Source organism: Halorubrum gandharaense, from assembly GCF_054654575.1.
Genome location: NZ_BAAIET010000002.1, coordinates 1,131,763 through 1,149,592 on the forward strand (window position 1 = coordinate 1,131,763; position 17,830 = coordinate 1,149,592).

General features: G+C 68.0%; 16 protein-coding genes and 1 tRNA gene. 12 read left to right on the top strand and 5 right to left on the bottom strand.

The genetic code is table 11. The features are described 5' to 3' along the window. Window positions 1-74: 74 nt before the first annotated feature. The 9 genes from ACYQ07_RS14715 to ACYQ07_RS14755 all read left to right on the top strand — a co-directional run bounded on the left by ACYQ07_RS14715 (window position 75) and on the right by ACYQ07_RS14755 (window position 8,072). A tRNA-Leu gene (locus tag ACYQ07_RS14715) sits at window positions 75-159 on the top strand. A 140-nt stretch (window positions 160-299) separates the two neighbouring features. Beyond that, window positions 300-872, top strand: a complete 573-nt coding sequence (locus ACYQ07_RS14720; RefSeq protein ID WP_459882879.1) for a helix-turn-helix domain-containing protein — start codon at window positions 300-302, stop codon at window positions 870-872. Window positions 873-952: 80 nt separating this feature from the next. After that, window positions 953-2,191 (top strand): HD domain-containing protein, encoded by a 1,239-nt coding sequence (locus tag ACYQ07_RS14725; RefSeq protein WP_459882880.1) that lies wholly within the window; start codon window positions 953-955, stop codon window positions 2,189-2,191. Window positions 2,192-2,276: 85 nt separating this feature from the next. Further along, window positions 2,277-3,515, top strand: coding sequence for an HD domain-containing protein (locus tag ACYQ07_RS14730; RefSeq protein WP_459882881.1), 1,239 nt, complete (start codon window positions 2,277-2,279; stop codon window positions 3,513-3,515). Between the two features lie 292 nt (window positions 3,516-3,807). Continuing rightward, entirely contained in the window at window positions 3,808-4,566 is a 759-nt protein-coding gene (locus tag ACYQ07_RS14735; RefSeq protein ID WP_459882882.1) for a class I SAM-dependent methyltransferase, read from the top strand. 97 nt (window positions 4,567-4,663) lie between these two features. Beyond that, window positions 4,664-5,728 carry an amidohydrolase family protein gene (locus ACYQ07_RS14740; protein ID WP_459882883.1) on the top strand — a complete coding sequence of 355 codons (1,065 nt, stop codon included), beginning with the start codon at window positions 4,664-4,666 and terminating at the stop codon, window positions 5,726-5,728. 58 nt (window positions 5,729-5,786) lie between these two features. Further along, window positions 5,787-6,341, top strand: coding sequence for a DedA family protein (locus ACYQ07_RS14745; protein ID WP_459882884.1), 555 nt, complete (start codon window positions 5,787-5,789; stop codon window positions 6,339-6,341). A 90-nt stretch (window positions 6,342-6,431) separates the two neighbouring features. Next, complete coding sequence (locus ACYQ07_RS14750; protein WP_459882885.1) at window positions 6,432-7,064, top strand: thymidine kinase; 633 nt, start codon at window positions 6,432-6,434, stop codon at window positions 7,062-7,064. A gap of 333 nt (window positions 7,065-7,397) precedes the next feature. Further along, window positions 7,398-8,072 carry a triose-phosphate isomerase gene (locus ACYQ07_RS14755; protein ID WP_459882886.1) on the top strand — a complete coding sequence of 225 codons (675 nt, stop codon included), beginning with the start codon at window positions 7,398-7,400 and terminating at the stop codon, window positions 8,070-8,072. Here ACYQ07_RS14755 and ACYQ07_RS14760 read toward each other — a convergent pair. Next, entirely contained in the window at window positions 8,069-8,356 is a 288-nt protein-coding gene (locus tag ACYQ07_RS14760) for a hypothetical protein (RefSeq protein ID WP_459882888.1), read from the bottom strand. The two genes, ACYQ07_RS14755 and ACYQ07_RS14760, sit on opposite strands and share 4 nt — an antisense overlap. Window positions 8,357-8,498: 142 nt before the next feature. On the opposite strand from ACYQ07_RS14760, the gene ACYQ07_RS14765 reads away from it, so the two are divergent. After that, window positions 8,499-9,677: a M24 family metallopeptidase gene (locus ACYQ07_RS14765; protein WP_459882889.1), complete on the top strand. Its 1,179-nt coding sequence runs from the start codon at window positions 8,499-8,501 to the stop codon at window positions 9,675-9,677. 42 nt (window positions 9,678-9,719) lie between these two features. Here ACYQ07_RS14765 and ACYQ07_RS14770 read toward each other — a convergent pair whose 3' ends face one another. Continuing rightward, window positions 9,720-10,694, bottom strand: a complete 975-nt coding sequence (locus ACYQ07_RS14770; RefSeq protein WP_459882891.1) for a D-2-hydroxyacid dehydrogenase — start codon at window positions 10,692-10,694, stop codon at window positions 9,720-9,722. A 121-nt stretch (window positions 10,695-10,815) separates the two neighbouring features. Here ACYQ07_RS14770 and ACYQ07_RS14775 point away from each other — a divergent pair, with 121 nt between their 5' ends. Together ACYQ07_RS14775 and ACYQ07_RS14780 are read left to right on the top strand one after the other, a co-directional pair. Further along, window positions 10,816-12,090, top strand: a complete 1,275-nt coding sequence (locus ACYQ07_RS14775) for an amidohydrolase (RefSeq protein WP_459882892.1) — start codon at window positions 10,816-10,818, stop codon at window positions 12,088-12,090. Between the two features lie 165 nt (window positions 12,091-12,255). Further along, entirely contained in the window at window positions 12,256-13,605 is a 1,350-nt protein-coding gene (locus ACYQ07_RS14780) for an RNase J family beta-CASP ribonuclease (protein WP_459882893.1), read from the top strand. 20 nt (window positions 13,606-13,625) lie between these two features. Here the strand turns inward: ACYQ07_RS14780 and ACYQ07_RS14785 are convergent, their stop codons facing one another. The 3 genes from ACYQ07_RS14785 to ACYQ07_RS14795 form a co-directional block, all read right to left on the bottom strand. Then, window positions 13,626-15,017, bottom strand: a complete 1,392-nt coding sequence (locus tag ACYQ07_RS14785) for a class-III pyridoxal-phosphate-dependent aminotransferase (protein ID WP_459882894.1) — start codon at window positions 15,015-15,017, stop codon at window positions 13,626-13,628. A gap of 114 nt (window positions 15,018-15,131) precedes the next feature. Further along, the gene (locus tag ACYQ07_RS14790) at window positions 15,132-16,847 is read right to left on the bottom strand and encodes a BCCT family transporter (RefSeq protein ID WP_459882896.1); all 1,716 of its coding nucleotides are present in this window, start codon (window positions 16,845-16,847) and stop codon (window positions 15,132-15,134) included. Window positions 16,848-17,130: 283 nt separating this feature from the next. Further along, complete coding sequence (locus ACYQ07_RS14795) at window positions 17,131-17,778, bottom strand: DUF8102 family protein (protein ID WP_459882898.1); 648 nt, start codon at window positions 17,776-17,778, stop codon at window positions 17,131-17,133. Between the last annotated feature and the right edge of the window lie 52 nt (window positions 17,779-17,830).

Below are 17,830 nucleotides of genomic sequence, written 5' to 3' on the forward strand. Positions count from 1 at the left end.
ACCGGCACGGCGGTGCCGAATGGAAGGGCTTTTAATTGGCGACGGGGTACGTGGAGATGCGCAAAAACGAGCGAGCGTGGGTAGCCAAGCCAGGCCAACGGCGCAGCGTTGAGGGCGCTGTCCTGTAGAGGTCCGCCGGTTCAAATCCGGTCCCACGCATCGTACCGGGGCACACCCCCACCGATGCACGGTGTTGTCTCTACGACAGCACCCACGCACAATCCTTCCGAACGCTACACCACCGAGCGCCGGTGCCGGCGTGTGATCATTATAAAAGGCCTCCCGCGCTAGGCGGGGGTATGACGAAGTACTCGACGGGCTCGGGTGGCGGCGGCGGCGACGGCGACGCCTGCGAGCTCTGTGGCGCGGAGACCTCCAACCTGAAGCACGCGAACGTCGCGGGCGCACAGCTACTCGTCTGCTCGTCGTGTCGCGACCACGACGATAACGCCAAGACCAGCTCGCGGAGCGGCTCGCAGGACGCCTACGGGGGCGGCTCGGGCGGGGGGAGCGGCTCCCCCGGCGGCAGCTCCGGCGGCGGGTCGGACGGCCCGACCACGCGGAAACAGGAGCTCGCACAGAAGCAGGCGAAGGTGTACGACGCCGCCAGCGGCGACTCCTCCCACTGGGAGGAGGAGGGCACCGATTACGAGGAGGACCGGCTCCCGTACCTCGTCTCCGGCTACGGCGAGACGGTGACAGAGGCCCGGCAGGGAGCCGGGCTCACCGTCGAGGAGCTGGCCGAGGAGCTCGGCATCGACGAGGACGACCTCCTCGCGGTCGAGGACGGGCGCGCGGCGACCGCCGGCGTCGGCGGCTCCGTCGTGCGCGCGCTGGAGGAGCGGTTCGACGTGAAGATCGTCGACGAATAGGGCTCGTCCGCACCAACGGATCCCCCGTCAGGTCGATGCGAGTCGAAACGACCAACCCGGACGCCGACGCACCTCCGGCAATGAAGGCGATCAAGGACAGCGTCCACGACTACGTCCGGCTGGACGACGTGGCCGCCGACCTCGTCGACACGCCGGCGTTCCAGCGACTCCGGCACATCAAGCAGCTCTCCACCGTCCGGCTCGTCTACCCCTCCGCGAACCACACCCGCTTCGAGCACAGCCTCGGCGTCTACCACCTCGCCCGGCAGGCGCTCGACGGGCTCGGCGTCGACGAGGACACGGCCGCGCACGTCCGCGCGGCGGCGATGCTCCACGACGTGGGCCACGGCCCCTACGGCCACCAGACGGAGCGGGTCATCCGCCGCGAGACGGGCAAGGACCACGACGAACTCGCGTGGCTGCTTACCGACCCCGACCGCGAGGTGTGTGGCGTTCTGGAACGCCACGGGCTCGATCCCGAACGGGTCGCGGAGCTCGTCGCGGGGAAGGGGGGCGTCGGCGCGCTCGTCTCGGGCGAACTCGACGTGGACCGGATGGACTATCTCGTGCGCGATGCCCACCACACCGGGGTGCCCTACGGTACCGTCGACACCGGCCGGCTGGTGAACGAGCTGCAGCTCGTCGGGAATGGCGGAGGCCGCGGAGGAAGCGGAGGCAGCGCGGGCGCCGGGAGCGACGGCGTCGTCGATCCCGCATCCGCCGACCTCGTGCTCGCGGAGGGGAACGTCGCGACCGCAGAGAGCTTGCTCGTGGCCCGGTCGCTGATGAACGCCGTCGTCTACCGGCACCACGTCTCGCGTGTCGCGGGCGCAATGTTGGAGCGCGCCTGCGAGCGCTATCTCGACCGGACGGAGACCCCCATCGAGGAGTTCCGTCGGATGGCCGACCACGACCTGCTCGTCGCACTCGCTTCGGAGGTTCCCGGGCTGGGCGGTCGGATCGAGCGCCGCGACCTCTACAAGCGCGCGGTCTGGGTCGGGCTCGGTGACGTACCCGCCGGCACCGTCGACGCCGGCCACGCCGAGGAGCTAGCAGCGGAACACGAGATTGCCGAGATCGCTGGCGTCGACCGCGAGGCTGTCATCGTGGACGTGCCGTCCCGTCCCGGGCTGAAGGAGTCCGCCTCCACCGTGATGGTCGAGGGCGTCCCGCAGCGGCTTGAGGACGCCTCCGAGCTGGTCGCCGGGCTCCGTGCCGCGGAGCGTCGGCGCTGGCAGCTCGGCGTCTACTGCCCCGCTGAACACGTCGACAGCGTGGGGGAGGCGGCGCGGGACGTGCTCGGCGTCCGAACGGCGTAGGCGGCGGATCCTCCACAGAGACGCTGCTACTCGGCCCCCGCCGCATCTCCGTCGCTTTTTACGTGAAGCCGCCGAACTGGTGGGCATGATCACGATCAAAGACACCGTTCACGACCACATCGAGATCGACGGTGTCGCCGCGGAACTGCTGGACACCCCCGCAGTCCAGCGACTTCGCGGGGTCAAACAGCTGGGGACGGTCCAGCTGGTCTACCCCTCCGCGAACCACACCCGCTTCGAGCACAGCCTCGGCGTCTACCACCTCGCGCGGCAGGCGCTCGACGGGCTCGGCATCGAGGGAACGCAGGCCGAGCGGATCGAGGCCGCCGCCATGCTCCACGACGTGGGCCACGGCCCCTTCTCGCACAACATCGAGCGGCTCACCCACCGCCACACGGGCAAGTACCACGACGACGTGGACGAGCTGCTCCACCGTGGCGAGGTCGGCGACGTGCTCCGAGACTACGACCTCGACCCGAGCGCGGTCGCCGACCTCGTCGCCGGCGAGGGGAAATACGGCCAGCTCGTCTCGGGCGAGCTCGACGTCGACCGGATGGACTACCTCGTGCGCGACGCCTACCACACGGGCGTCCCGTACGGCACCATCGACACCGGCCGATTCGTCCGCGAACTCACCTTCGCCGACGGCGGCGACGGTCGGGAGGCCGAACTCGTGCTCGACGAGGGGAACGTCCAGACCGCCGAGAGCCTCCTGCTCGCGCGGGCCCTGATGAACCCCGTCGTCTACACCCACCACGTCGCGCGGATCTCGAAGGCGATGCTCCGCCGGGCCGCCGCGCGCCTCCTCGAACACACCGACACCACCGCCGAGCGGCTCCGCCGAATGGACGACGCCGACCTGCTCGTCGCGCTCCGGAACTGCCCGGAAACCGCGGAGCTGGCCCGCCGGTACGACCAGCGCGACCTCTACAAGCTCGCCGTCTGGGCGGAGTACGACGACGTGCCCGAGCGCGTCCACGAGGCCGACCACGGGACGGAGGAGCAGCTCGAACGCGAGATCGCCGAGGAGGCCGGCGTCGACCACCGATACGTCGTGCTCGACGTGCCTCCCGAGCCCTCGATGCGCGAGTCCTCCGCCCGCGTCACCGTCAACGGTGAGGTGCGCCGGCTGGGCAAGCAGTCCCCGCTCGTCAACGCGCTGCGCACCGCTCAGCGCAACCAGTGGCGCCTCGGCGTCTACGCGCCCGCCGACCACACCGACCGCGTCGGGCGCGCGGCGGCCGACGTGCTCAGCCTCGACCCCGACGGGCTCGTCACCGAGGTGCGCAAGGCGATGCCGACGACGCTCGACGAGTTCGAGTAGGACCTTTTTAACCGGGGGGTTCACGGAACCGGCAAGCCGGTTCCGCTCAACCCCCGGTCAAAAATCTCCACCAAAAAGGGACCGCGAGGCTCGGCGTCGAGCGCCCTGCGGGCGCTCTTCCCCTCGCTCGCGGTACAACCGATCGCTGCTACCGCATCCGCAACCGCCACCGCGACAGCACCGCATCCGCCACCGCGACAGCACCGAATCCGCCACCACGACAGCACCGGCACCCTGCGTCTCTTTCTCATACCCGTCCAGATTTCAAGTGCGTCTCGGCGGAGCATCCGGTATGGCCGACGACCACCGGGAGAACCGCCGGCTCTGGAACGAGTGGAGCGACACGTTTCAGGGATTGTGGAACGCCGACACCGCCGACGGCGAGCTCCCGCCGACGCCGACTCCGTTCAGCGCGGACGCTTCGGCTCGTGACCCCCTGCCGGACGCAGCTTCACCCGAGGGACTCGATGTCGTGGAACTCGGCTGTGGCGGCGGACAGGGGACGGTCGGCACGGCGCTCGCGGGCGCAGAGCGCGTCGTCAGCGTCGACCTCTCCGAGGAACAACTGCGCCACGCGCGTCGACTCCGGGATTTCGCCGGCGTGGATGCGGCATTTCTGCAAACCGACGTGACCCGACTCCCGCTCCCGGACGACGCGTTCGACGCGGCGTTCTCGGAGTGGGCGTTCCAGATGGTCGCCGACCTCGACGCCGCGCTCGCTGAGGCGCGACGGGTGCTCCGTCCCGGTGGCAGCTTTCTGCTGTCCGTTCCACACCCCTTTGGCGAGTTGATGGACGACGAAACCGGCGAGTTGGCGCGGGACTACCACGCCGACCCGCGCCGGCGGGTGACGATCGACGAGGCGTACGACGCCGAGATGGTCGTCTTCGACCGCACGGTGAGCGAGCTTCACCAAGCGCTCACGGACGCCGGCTTTGCCGTCGACCGCATCGTGGAGCCCGACCCGCGGGAGTCGCCTGCGGGCGGCGAGACAGACGCGGACGGACCGGTGGCCCCACGGGATCTCCGGATCTGGGCGACTGTGGAGTAGCAGCGTCTCAGACCGGTAGCAAACGAGCCGGCGTGTTCCGCGCGCGGATTCACTTCGGGTCGTGACGCTTTACTCCCCCCGCGGAGAGAGACCCGGTATGCACCTGGAAGGGACCGTCCTACTCGGTCCGGAGTTCGACCCGGTTGAGGGCCGCGTCGTCGTCGCCGACGACGAGATCGTCGCCATTGAGGAGTGTGAGACGGACAGCGACGACATCATCCTGCCGGCGTTCGTCAACGCTCACACCCACATCGGTGACTCGATCGCCAAGGAGGCCGGCACCGGGCTCTCGCTCGACGAACTCGTCGCGCCGCCGGACGGGCTCAAACACCGCCTGCTCCGATCGGCCAGCCACGAGGAGAAGGTGGCGGCGATGGCCCGAACGCTCCGCTACATGGAGTCGACCGGCACGAGCGCGTTTCTGGAGTTCCGCGAGGGCGGCGTCGCCGGCGTCGAGGCGCTGCGTGACGCGCTCTCGGGGACGGGGATCGGCGGGACCGAGGGCACCGACGACGGGGAGTCGTTCGGTGAGCGCGACATCGACGCGGTCGTGTTCGGCCGTGAGGAGCTCGACGTGCTCGACGTGGCCGACGGCTACGGTGCCTCCGGGGCGCGCGACGCTGATTTCGACCGGGAGCGCAACGCGACCCGGGAGGCTGGCAAGCTGTTCGGGATCCACGCTGGTGAGCGCGATGCGCTGGACGTGGACGCCGCCCTCGATCTGAACCCCGACTATCTCGTCCACATGGTTCACACCGAGCCGCATCAGCTGGAGCGAGTCGAGGACCGCGAGACGCCGATCGTCGTCTGTCCGCGCTCGAACCTCGTGACGAACGTCGGCGTCCCGCCGATTCGGGAGCTCGCCGAGCGAACGACCGTCGCGCTCGGGACGGACAACGCGATGCTCAACTCGCCGTCGATGTTCCGCGAGATGGAGTTCGCGGCCAAGCTCGCCGACGTAAGCGCCGAGACGGTACTCCGAATGGCGACCGTCAACGGCGCCGAAATCGCGGGGCTCGACCGGGGCGTCGTCGAGGAGGGGAAGGAGGCGAAGCTGCTCGTGCTCGACGGCGACTCGGACAACCTCGCCGGCGCGCGCGATCCCGTCCGGGCGGTCGTCCGCCGTGCGAGCCACGCGGACGTGAAACGCGTCGTGCTCTGAGGATGGCGGCCGCCGTTCCGGGTGACGTTTTCAAGTGCCTCCCTCGCGTTGTCTCCGTATGAGCCCGAGCACGGCGGCCGTCCTGTCCGCCCTCGAGCTGCTCGGGATTCCGCTGATTCTGCTGGCGTTCTACCTCGACGGGCTGATCGTCGGGAAGATCACGCCCCCGGCGGCGCTGTACGTCGTCTACGTCGCCGTCTACGTCCCGCCCAACGGGACCCTGCTCGCGGTCGCCGCCGCGAGCGCCGTCGCTGCGACGCTCGGGCAGTTCACCGTCTACCGGGGGTTCAACGAGGAGAGCCCGGAGTTCGTCGGGATCCGCCGGCGCGTGCCGTACGTCGACCGGATGCCGTTTCTGATCCACGAGCGCGTCGGCGAGCGCCGCGTGGCGATCGTCGCCGGACTGTTCGACCGGTTCGGTGGCGCCGCGCTCGCGGTCACCAACGCGATCCCCGGGATCCGCAGCCTGATGGCGATCCCGGCCGGGCTGAGCAGCTACCCGCGCGCCCGGTTTCTCCTGTTCTCGACGATCGGCAACGCCCTCTACGTGGTCCTGCTGACGGCGGCTGCACTGGGGCTCGTCGACCTGGCCGGACTCGTACCGACGCCGTAAACGGGTTGGAAGGTTGACGCCCCGCGCTCGGCGACCGACTCCGCCGCCGAGAGAGAAATCGTTTAGTCGCTGGCTGGACGCCGATACTGCATGCACGCGATCACTCGATCCGGTTGGATCGAGGTCATTTCCGGCTCGATGTTCTCGGGGAAGACCGAGGAGCTGCTCCGCCGCCTCCGGCGTTCGGAGATCGCCGAGCAGTCGGTCGCCGTCTACAAGCCGGCGGTCGACGACCGCTACGGCGAGACGACCATCGGCTCGCACACGGGCCGCCAGTGGGACGCGACCGTCGTCGACAACGAGGGCGACGGCCCGCTGGAGATCCTCGACCACGACGACGGCGCGGAGGTCGTCGCGATCGACGAGGCGAACTTCTTCTCGCCGGCGCTCGTCGAGGTGTGCAACGCGCTCGCCGACCGCGGCGCCCGCGTCATCGTCTCGGGGACTGACCAAACGTTCCGCGGTGAGCCGTTCGAGCCGCTCCCGCAGCTGATGGCCGTCGCCGAGTACGTCGACAAGCTCCGGGCGATCTGCACCCAATGTGGCGAGCCCGCCACCCGCAACCAGCGGCTCATCGAGGGCGAGCCCGCCCACGTCGACGACCCGACCATCCTCGTCGGCGCCGAGGAGTCCTACGAGGCGCGCTGTCGTAACTGCCACGTCCTGTTAACCGGCGAGCGCCCCGACTCCGGGCGCCCGGCGGCGTCCGAATCGGACGATTGAGCGGGGCCCTTTTCAGGGGAGTGCGAGGGTGTATACCTCTGAACCCCCAGCCGACCCCTTATAAGTGTGGTTGGTGCGGTTGCTGTGGGGAGTACGCCGGTAAACACCTCCAATGCCCCACACAACCGCCCCACACGACCGCTCCGCACCTCACACCTCCCCAGCCTCGGCAGACGGCCGCCGGCGGGAAACCGCTCCGCCGGCGACCGCTGCCTCCCTCGCGCTCCGGCTCGCGCCTTATAGGCGCTCGCCGGGCGCGCCGGATCGGGAATTCGGGTGATCGTCGCGCGCTCGGCGGCCGGTCTTATAAGGCTCCCCGACGCAGTCAGTCGTATGTCCCTCCCCACACCGTGTTTCCTGTGTAGCTTCAAGACGTATCCCGGCACGGCGGGTCGCGACGGGGTTTCGCTGGCGCGCGAGTTGGCGGGAGCGGCGTCGGACGCCGGCGTTCCGGCCGCGATCGCGCCCCAAATTCCGGATCTGCGGCTGTTCGCGGAGGCGGTGGACGTACCGCTTATCGCGCAGGCTGCGGATGCGGCTGCGGCCGGCGAGGGGACCGGCGACGTGCTCGTCGAGACGCTCGCGACCGCGGGCGCCGACGCGCTGTTCGTCAACCATCCCGAGCGCGAGGCGTCGCTGTCGGAGACTCGCGAGCTGATCCGGCGGTGTGACGATGTCGGCCTCGATGCCGTGGTCTGCGTCCGGAGCGTGGCGGAGGCGCGGGCGGTAACGGAGTTCGGCGCGGACTGGGTGCTGTTCGAGCGTCCCGAGGACGTGGCGAGCGGCGAGCCGTTGGTCGCGGAGGAACCGGCCCGCGTGCGCGAAGCGGTCGACGCCGTCGCGTCCGTCAACTCCACAACTCGGATCGCGGTCGGCGGCGGGGTCGCGGAGCCGTCTCACGTTGCCGCCGCTCGCGAGTGTGGCGTCGATGGAGTTGGCGCGGCGTCGGCGGTCGTCACCGCCGAGAACCCCGCCGAAACGCTCCGCGGGCTGTTGGACGCCTTTTAACCGTCGCCACCGTCCGCATCGTGGTCGGCACTCCGGTCGGCCGCCGTGTCGGCCGCCGCGTTGGCCGCCGTCGTTGCGCCCTGCGCGCTCTTGAACAGGCCGACGAGCGCGGCGACGACGAGGACGAGGCCCTCGACGCGCGCGGCCGTGTGGAGCCAGCTGCGCGGCTCCGCGTCATCCGCGTTCCGATACGCGATCCGGGTGAACAGCGCAACGACCTGCTTGGGTGCGATCAGCTCGATCAGCCCGAGCAGCCCGACGCCGAGCAGAAGGTGGTTCTTCATGCATAAGCGTTCGACGGGCGCGACGAAAAGCGTGTGGCTCCCCTGGCTGCATCGTCGCGCAGAAAAATATACGCAATCCGTTATCGTCATACACGGAAAGCTTTTTGCCCGGCTCGGTGGACCGTGTGAATAGCTCCCAATCATGCCAGGAAACGTCTTCCCACAATCCGAGTACGAGCGCCGAGTGGACCGGGCCCAGAAGCGGCTCCGCGAGGAGGGACTCGACGCGATGGTCGTTGCCGACCCCGCAAACATGAACTACCTCGCCGGCTACGACGGGTGGTCCTTCTACGTCCACCAGGCGGTCGTCGTGACGCCGGAGCGCGACGAGCCGATCTGGGTCGGCCGCGACATGGACGGCAACGGCGCGCGCGCGACGACGTGGCTCTCCGAGGAGAGCATCCGCGCGTACAGTGACGACCACGTGCAGTCCCCGCGCGACCTCCACCCGATGGACTACCTCGCCGGCGTCCTCGAGGAGGTCGACGCCGCGGACGGCACCGTCGGGCTGGAGATGGACGCCTCGTACTTCACCGCGAAGTCGTACACCCGCCTCCAGGCGAACCTTCCGGAAGCCGAGTTTGAGGACCACACCCTGCTCGTCAACTGGCTCCGCGTGAAGAAGTCCGACCGCGAGCTGGCGTACATGCGCGAGGCGGCCCAAATCTCCGAGTTGGCGATGCAGGCCGGCCTCGACGCCATCGAGGAGGGCGTCCCCGAGTACGAGGCGGCCGCCGCCATCTACGACCGGCTGATCCGCGGCACGGAGGAGTTCGGCGGCGACTATCCCGCCATCGTGCCGCTGATGCCCTCCGGCGACCACACCGGCACGCCTCACCTCACCTGGACCGATCGCGAGTTCGAGGACGGCGACCCCGTGCTCATCGAGCTCTCCGGCTGTCGGCACCGCTACCACTCGCCACTCGCGCGCACGACGTTCGTCGGGGACCCGCCAGCCGAGGTCCAGGAAACCGCGGAGATCGTCGTCGAGGGGATGGAGGCCGCCCTCGACGCCGTCGAGCCGGGCGTCACCTGCGAGAGCGTCGAGCGAGCCTGGCGCGACACCATCGCGGAGTATGGCGTCGAAAAGGAGGACCGGATCGGCTACTCGATGGGGCTCGGCTACCCCCCGGACTGGGGCGAGCACACCGCCAGCTTCCGTCCCGGCGACGAGACGGTACTGGAAGAGAACATGACGTTCCACACCATCCCGGGACTCTGGGAGGACGAGTTCGGCGTCGAGCTCAGCGAGACGTTCGTCGTCACCTCCTCAGGGGCGGAGCCGCTCGCGGACTTCCCACGTCGGCTGTTCACGGCCTGAGTCGTCTCCGACGGCCAGCCAGCCGCGATCATTCCCGCTGCGTCAGTCCCCGTCGGGCGCCGCCACGACGTTCTCCAGCTCGCCGTCGCCCTCCTCCATCGCGGCGACGTTCTTCGCCACGATATCAGCGAGACGGTCCCAGTGGTTCGGCGTGTGACCGCCGGTATGGGCCGTGATGAGGCAGTTCTCTAGGTCCCACAGCACGTGGTCGTTCGGGAGGGGTTCGGGGTCGGTCACGTCGAGTGCGGCGCCGCGAATCCCGTTGGTCTGGAGCGCCGACACCAGCGCGTCGGTGTCGACGATGCCGCCGCGCGCGGCGTTGACGACCACCGCGTTCGGCGGGAGCGTGGCCAGTTCCGCTTCGCCAACCAGCCCGCGGGTGAGGTCGTTGAGGGGGCAGGCCAACACGACGTAGTCGCTCCGGGAGAAGGCCTCGTGGATCGCCGCCTCCTCAAAGCCGTGCACCTCGTCGGTCGGGCCGCCCTTCTCGGGGGTGTAGCGGATCCCGATCGTCTCCACCTCGAACCCCTGTAGGCGCTGGACGACTGCGTGCCCGATGGAGCCGAGGCCGACGACGGTCACCGTGCTTCCGGTGAACTCGGTCGACTGGAAGTGACGCCACTCGTGGTTCGACTTCCGGCGCCATCCTTCGTGGAGCCGGCGAGCAAACACGAGCATGTTGCCGATCGCCTGCTCCGCGATCCCCGGGGCGTGGATGCCGCCGGCGTTGGTGACGCTCACGCCGTGCTCGACGAGCTTCTCGACCGGCAGGTGGTCGGTCCCCGCGAACGTGCAGGCGAACAGCTCCAGGCGCTCGGCGTCCGCAACCAGCTCCGGGTCGATGCCGATTCCGGTGACGATTCGGGCGTGCCGGACGAGTTCGCGCTCCTCTGCCGGCGTCCGTGCGAGCGCGACCTCGATGTCGGGAAGCCGCTCGCGGAGCGCCTGCGCGTACGATTCCATCGACAGCCCTTCGGTCCCCTCACGGAGGACGACGATGTCGGGATGGTCACTCATAATCAACCTGCGTCTCGTGACGCGATATCGGCCGTAGTCACCTTCGGAACTTAGCCTTTTGTGTGTCCGAAGTATACGACAACTGTGTACGCTTAAGTCGGTCGGCGTGTGAGTGCCTCGCATGAGCAAACCCGTTCGCGACCGCCTCGTCGACCTCCGGCGTCGGTTCCACGAACACCCCGAACCCGGCTGGCGGGAGTTCTACACCACCCACCGCATCGTTGAGGAGGTCAAGCGGATCGGCGTCGACGAGCTCGCGGTCGGCCGGGAGGCGTACGACCCGGATCGGCGGATGGCGGTGCCGGACAACGAGGAGCTAGCGCGCTGGTACGACGAGGCCCGCGAGCGCGGCGCCGACCCCGATATGCTCGCGAAGATGGAGGGCGGCGTCACCGGCTGCGTGGCCGTGCTGGATCGCGGAGAGGGGCCGGCGGTCGGGCTCCGCGTCGACATCGACGGGCTGCCGATAGCGGAGGCGGACGACCCGGACCACGCACCCGCCGGCGGCGGATTTCGCTCGGAGAACGACGGCTACATGCACGCCTGCGGCCACGACGCCCACATGACGTGGGGGTTGGCCGTCCTCGAAGCCGTGAAGGCGAGCGACTTTACGGGGCGGTTCGTCGTGTTCTTCCAGCCCGCCGAGGAGATCTCCGGCGGCGGCCGGCCGATGGCCGAGAGCGACTACTCTGCCGACCTCGACGCGTTGTTCGCGGTCCACGTCGGCCTCGACCATCCGACGGGAGAGGTCGTCGCCGGCATCGAGCGCGTGCTGGCGATGGCCCACATCGACGCGACCTTCGAGGGAGAAACTGCCCACGCGGGGAAAGCGCCAAACGAGGGCGCCAACGCGATGCAGGCGCTCGGCACGGCCATCGAGAACGCCTACGCGATCCCGCGACACAGCGAGGGGATGACCCGCGTCAATCTCGGACGGGCGGAGGCGGGCACCGCGAGCAACGTGATCGCGGAGCACGCACACGTCGAAGCGGAGGCGCGCGGCGAGACGACGGCGCTGAAAGACTACATGGTCGACCGGCTGGACAGCACCCTCAGGAGCGCGGCTCGGATGCACGAGTGTGAGTCGACCGTCGAGGTGGTCAGCGAGTCGCCATGCGCCGACAGCGACCCCGCGCTCGCCGGGCTCGTCGCCGATGTCGCTCGGGATGTCGAGGGCGTCGAGACGGTCGTCGAGGCCGCCGATTTCGGCGCCAGCGAGGACGCCACGTTCCTGATGGACCGCGTGCAGTCGGACGGCGGGCTCGCCACCTACCTGATCGTCGGCACCGACCACCCGACGAGCCACCACACGGCGACGTTCGACGTCGACGAGACGAGTCTGGCGATCGGCGTCGACGTGTTGACGAACGCGGTGTTGCGCGTCGGAGCCGAGTGAGCGGTCGAGATCCGCCGATGCACAGCCTTTTACGGGGTGCCGGCGGATGTTCCCACAACCCGAAACACGCGCCGTCCACCTGCGAGCGGCGTTCGACCGGTTCCCGCGGCCGCTCGCGTTCGTCTCCTCTACTTGATGACGGGACAGCTATGATCGGACACAGCTATGGAAATTGAAATCGCAGCAGTTGGCGGATACGAGGAAGTCGGACGACAGATGACGGCGGTCCGGATGGACGACGACATCGTCGTCTTCGACATGGGGTTGAACCTGAGCAAGGTCCTCATCCACGACGGCGTCGAGACCGAGGGGATGCACAGCCTCGACCTGATCGACATGGGCGCCATCCCGGACGACCGGATCATGAGCGAGCTCGACGGCGAGGTCCGTGCCATCGTCCCCACGCACGGCCACCTCGACCACATCGGCGCCATCCCGAAGCTCGCCCACCGGTACGACGCGCCGGTCGTCGCGACGCCGTTCACCATCGAGCTGGTGAAAGACGAGCTGAGCTGGGAGTCGAAGTTCGACACGAACAACGACCTGGTGAAGATGAAGGCGGGCGGCACGATGCCCATCGGCGACTCCGGTGAGATCGAGATGGAGTTCGTCAACGTCACTCACTCGACGATCGACGCGATCAACCCAGTCCTTCACACGCCGGAGGGGGCCGTCGTCTACGGGCTCGACAAGCGCATCGACCACAATCCCGTGCTCGGCGACCCGATCGACATGGAGCGCTTCCGCGAGATCGGCCGCGAGGGCGAAGGCGTGGTCGCGTACGTCGAGGACTGCACGAACGCCAACCGCAAGGGGCGCACGCCGTCCGAATCCGTCGCACGCGAACAGCTGAAGGATGCGGTGTACAGCATGGAGGACTACGACGGCGGCATCCTCGCGACGACGTTCGCGAGCCACGTCTCGCGCGTCACCAGCCTCGTGGAGTTCGCCCGCGACATCGGCCGCGAACCCGTACTCCTCGGACGCTCGATGGAGAAGTACTCCGGCATTGCCGAGCGGCTCGACCTCGCCTTCGACGAGCAGGTCGACATGTACGGCCACGGTCGCGAGATCGACACCCAGTTCTCCCGGATCATGGACGAGGGCAAGGAGAACTACTTCCCGATCGTGACGGGCCACCAGGGCGAGCCTCGCGCGATGCTCACCCGAATGGGACGCGGCGAGACCTCCTTCGAGATCGACGAGGGCGACAAGGTGATCTTCTCGGCCGGCGTCATTCCGGAGCCGACCAACGAGGGCCAGCGGTACCAGTCCGAACAGCTGCTCCGGATGCAGGGCGCCCGCATCTACGACGACATCCACGTTTCCGGCCACCTGCGACAGGAGGGCCACTACGAGATGCTCGACGCGCTCCAGCCCCAGCACGTCATTCCGGCACATCAGGATCTCAAGGGCCTCTCCGGCTACGTCGAGCTCGCCTCCTCGCAGGGATACAAGCAGGGGCGTGACCTCCACATTGCCGACAACGGAACGATCATTCCGATTACGGAATAAGCGGCTGCGGCGACGCCGCCTCAGACCGCGTGGATCGCGTCGAGGAAAATTCCGGTTCCCAGTTCGATCTCGCGTTCTGTGGAGTCGAGCGGGGGGAGCAGTCGGATCGTTTTCTTTCCACAGCCGAGCGTGAGCAGACCGCGGTCGAGCGACGCCGCGACGACCGCGTCCCGTCGGTCGGGCGTGTCGAACTCGACGGCGAGCATCAGCCCCTTGCCACGGACGTCGACGACGTGGTCCGGCGCGTCATCACGGAGAATCTCGATGGCCTGTCGACCGCGCTCGCGGGCGTTCGCGAGGAGGTCGTGTTCCTCTATCGCCTCCAGCGTGAACGTCCCCATCATCGATGCGAGTAGGTCACCGCCGCCGAACGTGGAGCCGAGCCGGTTCTTCTCGGACGGGAACAGCTCCTCGCGGGCGATCGTCGCCCCCACACGGAGGGCCTTCGCGCTGGCGATCACGTCGGGCTCGACCGGGTAGTGGTCGATCCCCCACGTCTCGCCCGTGCGACCGACGCCCGACTGGATCTCGTCGACGATGAGCGGGATGTCGTACTCGCTCGTGATGGCGCCGACCTCGCGCATGAACGCGTCGGAGGGGAAACGATAGCCGCCGACGCCCTGGATCGGCTCCAGGATGACGAAGGCGATCTCCGCCGGGTCGACGTGGCCGCCCTCAGGCGCGAGCATGCGGCGGAACGCGGAGACGGGTGTGGCGTCGCTCGCCTCTCCACCGTTTGTGCCGGCGTCCGCCGCGCCGCTACCCGGGAAGAACCCGCAGTCACACGACGCCGGCGTGCAGGTGCGGTCCGCACAGAACGGCACGGTCTCGACGCCGGCGATCTGCGGATAGTGCCGGGTGTAGACGTCCTTCGACTTGGTGACCGAGAGCGTGCCGAGGGTGCGCCCATGGAAGCTCCCCGTAAACGTCACGCCGTACTTCGCGGCGGGGCGGTTGTGGTGGGCGATCTTCATCGCGTTCTCGACCGCCTCCGCACCGGAGTTCGAGAGGAACACGGTGTCCATCCCGTAGTGACTGGAAACGTCCGCGAGCTTCGCCATCAGGTGACTGGAGCCGGGGACATCGGACTCGCTCGGCGTCGGACCGGCGCCGAAGTAGAGGTCCTGTCCGGCGATCTTCATCGGCTCGACCAGGTCGAACTCGTCGAGTTTCCCGAGCACCTTCTCGTTGTTGTAGCCGAGGGGTGCGGCGCCAATGTGACAGGTGAAATCCAACAGCACGTTTCCGTCGACGTCGGTGACGAACGGGCCGTCGGCCTCGCGAGTCACGTCCCAGACGAACTCGTGGGAGTACTCGCTCGGTGCGGCGTGTTCGCCGTGGAACGCGACCCACTGCTCGGCGTTCGGGCCGGGCAGCGAGGCCGCGTCGGGCGTGGCCGTGTCCCTGTTCATACACAATTATCGTGTACACCAACCATTAAAAGTTGTTATAAAGGACGTGTGGGGGCGGGGCTCGTCCCCGACCCGTGCGTCACCGGCCTCGGCGGCCGGCGTCCGCCGCCGTGCTCAGTCGTCGTCGGAGAGCTCGGCGGCCGAGGGTTTGTCCTCGGGCGGCTCGCCGACCCACCAGGAGTCCTCCTGGAGCAGCAGCGGTTCGCCGTCGCGCGTGAACTGCCAGATCAGCCCGAGCATCGCGAGCAGGCAGACGAACGCGAACGGTGCGCCGGTGATGATCGCGGCCGACTGGAGCGCGTCGACGCCGCCGAGCGTCATCAGGATCGCGGCGGTCATCCCGAGCACGACACCCCAGAACACGCGGTTGATGTTCGACGGCTTCGCCTTCCCTCCCGTCGTCATCATCGAGACGGCCAGCGTCGAGGAGTCCGCGGACGTGATGAAGAACGTGGTGACGAGCACCATGAACGCGATCATAAACGCCGTCCCGAGCGGGAACGCCTCGAAGAGGATGAACCCGGAGACCTCGGCGCCGAGCTCGAACGCCATCACCTCGCTGAAGTCGGCGACGCCGGTGTGCTGGTAGAAGACGGCGGTGCCGCCGACGAACGTGAACCACGGGATGGTGGCCGCCGACGTGGCGGCGATGCCCGTGAAGGCAACCTCCCGAACGGTTCGCCCCTTCGAGATACGGGCGATGAAGAGGCCGGCGAACGGCGACCACGACAGGGCCCACGCCCAGTAGAACACCGGCCAGGCGTTCACCCACTCGGTGGCGCCCTCGGTACCGGTACCGGTGTAGAGGCTCATCGAGACGAAGTCGTTGAGCATTCCCCCGAACGCCTCGGTTCCCAGCAGTACCAGGAACGAGGTGGGTCCGACGATGAACGTGGCGAACATCAGCCCCACGAACAGCATCATATTGAAGTTGGAGAGGCGGCGAATCCCGCGGTCGACGCCGAGCACCATCGAGACGGTGAACAGCAGTGTCATCCCGGTGACGACTGCGATGATTCCCATCGTGCCGAAGTCGAGCCCCCACTGGAAGGAGAGCCCCTCGATGAACTGGCTGCCGATGAAGCCGAGCGATGTGGCGACGCCGCCAATGGTGGCGAACACCGCCATGATGTCGACGACCTTGGCGACCGGTCCGTCGAGGTTCTCTCGGCCGAGGATCGGCGTCAGTGCCGAGGACACACGCAGCGGCACCTCGTCGTAGTTGTACGCGAAGTAGCCGATGGCGATCCCCATGATCGTGAAGACGGCCAGCTGGGGGATCGCCCAGTGGAACAGCGTCTGTTGGACGGCGAGGGTGAGCGCCTCGCCAGTGCCGCCCTCGACGCCGAACAGCGGGTTCGGGTCGTCGTAGTAGAACAGCGCCTCCGTCGGCCCCCAGAAGACGACGCCGGCGGCGAACCCGGCGGAGTAGAGCATCGCGAAGAACGAGAAGAAGCTGTACTCCGGCTTCCCGTCGCCAAGCTTCAGTCGTCCCCAAGGGCCGACGATGAGAAACAGCAGGAAGGTGACCACGAGAAAGACGATGAGCAGTAGCGCCCAGTTGAAGTAGTCCAGCATGAACGCGTCCGCGGTGGCGATCGCACTCTCGACGCTGTCGGGACTGACGAAGTACAGGAGGATCAGCCCGAGCGAGAGCCCGGCGCCGAACAGGAACACGACCGGGTCGAGCTCCTCACGGAAGCGCGCGACGGCGCCGTCGGGCTCGCTCGCCGTGCCGCCGTCGGTCCGAACGTCGTCCTCGTCGGGGTCCTCACTCTCCCCACCGGGGCGTCCGCCGGCACCCCCTGAACACCCGTCGGCACTGGTCATCGGCGTTCACCACCGCGTTCGTCGGATCGTAGGTGGCGGTTCAGGTCGTCGGTCCTCCACGTTTCCCCCATGTCTAGTGGTGACATACCGAGCTGATTGGGTGTTTATCCCATAAACGTTTCCCCTTTTCCGTATTCAACATCAACGATAAGCGTATATGGGATGTGTGGGGACGAACGCACCGCTGGCGGGTTCTCCACGGCAACGAACGGCAAAACGGGGGTATCGAGCGTCCGAGACCGGTCGTCCAAAAGCGGGCTTTCGCGGGTGCTCGCCGACGTGCTCAGTTGCGCAGTTCGTCGACGGCCTTCTCCCTCGCGGCCTCGCTCTCGTTGACCTCACGAACGAACTCGTCGACGTGGTCTTTGATCTCCTCGCGGACCTCCTCCGGCGAGAACTCCTCGGACATCGACAGCAGCCGGACGAACGCGCGGAGCTCCTCGTCGGTGATCCGTTCGAACTCGTCGTCCTCGATCTTCTCGACGACCTCGTCGACGTTGATTTGCCCGACCGGGTCGACGTTGAACTCCACGTTCACCATGCGGTAATCCGAACCGGCGAGCCGCTGTTCCGCCTTCCCGACCCCCTCCGAGAGCATCTCCTTGAACGGGGTGTGGTACCCCATCGTGCCCAAGTGGAGAAACGCGAGCATGTCCGTGATCCCCTGCGTGTACGCGTCACGGTCCCCGTCATCCGGGTCGAACACCGTGTTCCGGTCCCGCTCTTCCAGATACTCGAAGAGGATGCTGAAATCGAGCACGGCGTTGCGCACCCGGCGGCGGATCCGGTTCCGCTTCTGTTTCCGGGAGTGCTCGGTGTAATCCGTCTTCCGGCCGAGCAGGAAGTCCCGGTCGGAGGGCGTGAGGATCCCCCGCGGGCGGTCGCCGTCGGCCGCACGCTCCAGCTCCGAGGGCACGTCGTCGTCACTCATACACGAATAACGGTTATTTCCGCCGATAACGCTTGTGGTGAAGGCGGGTTGG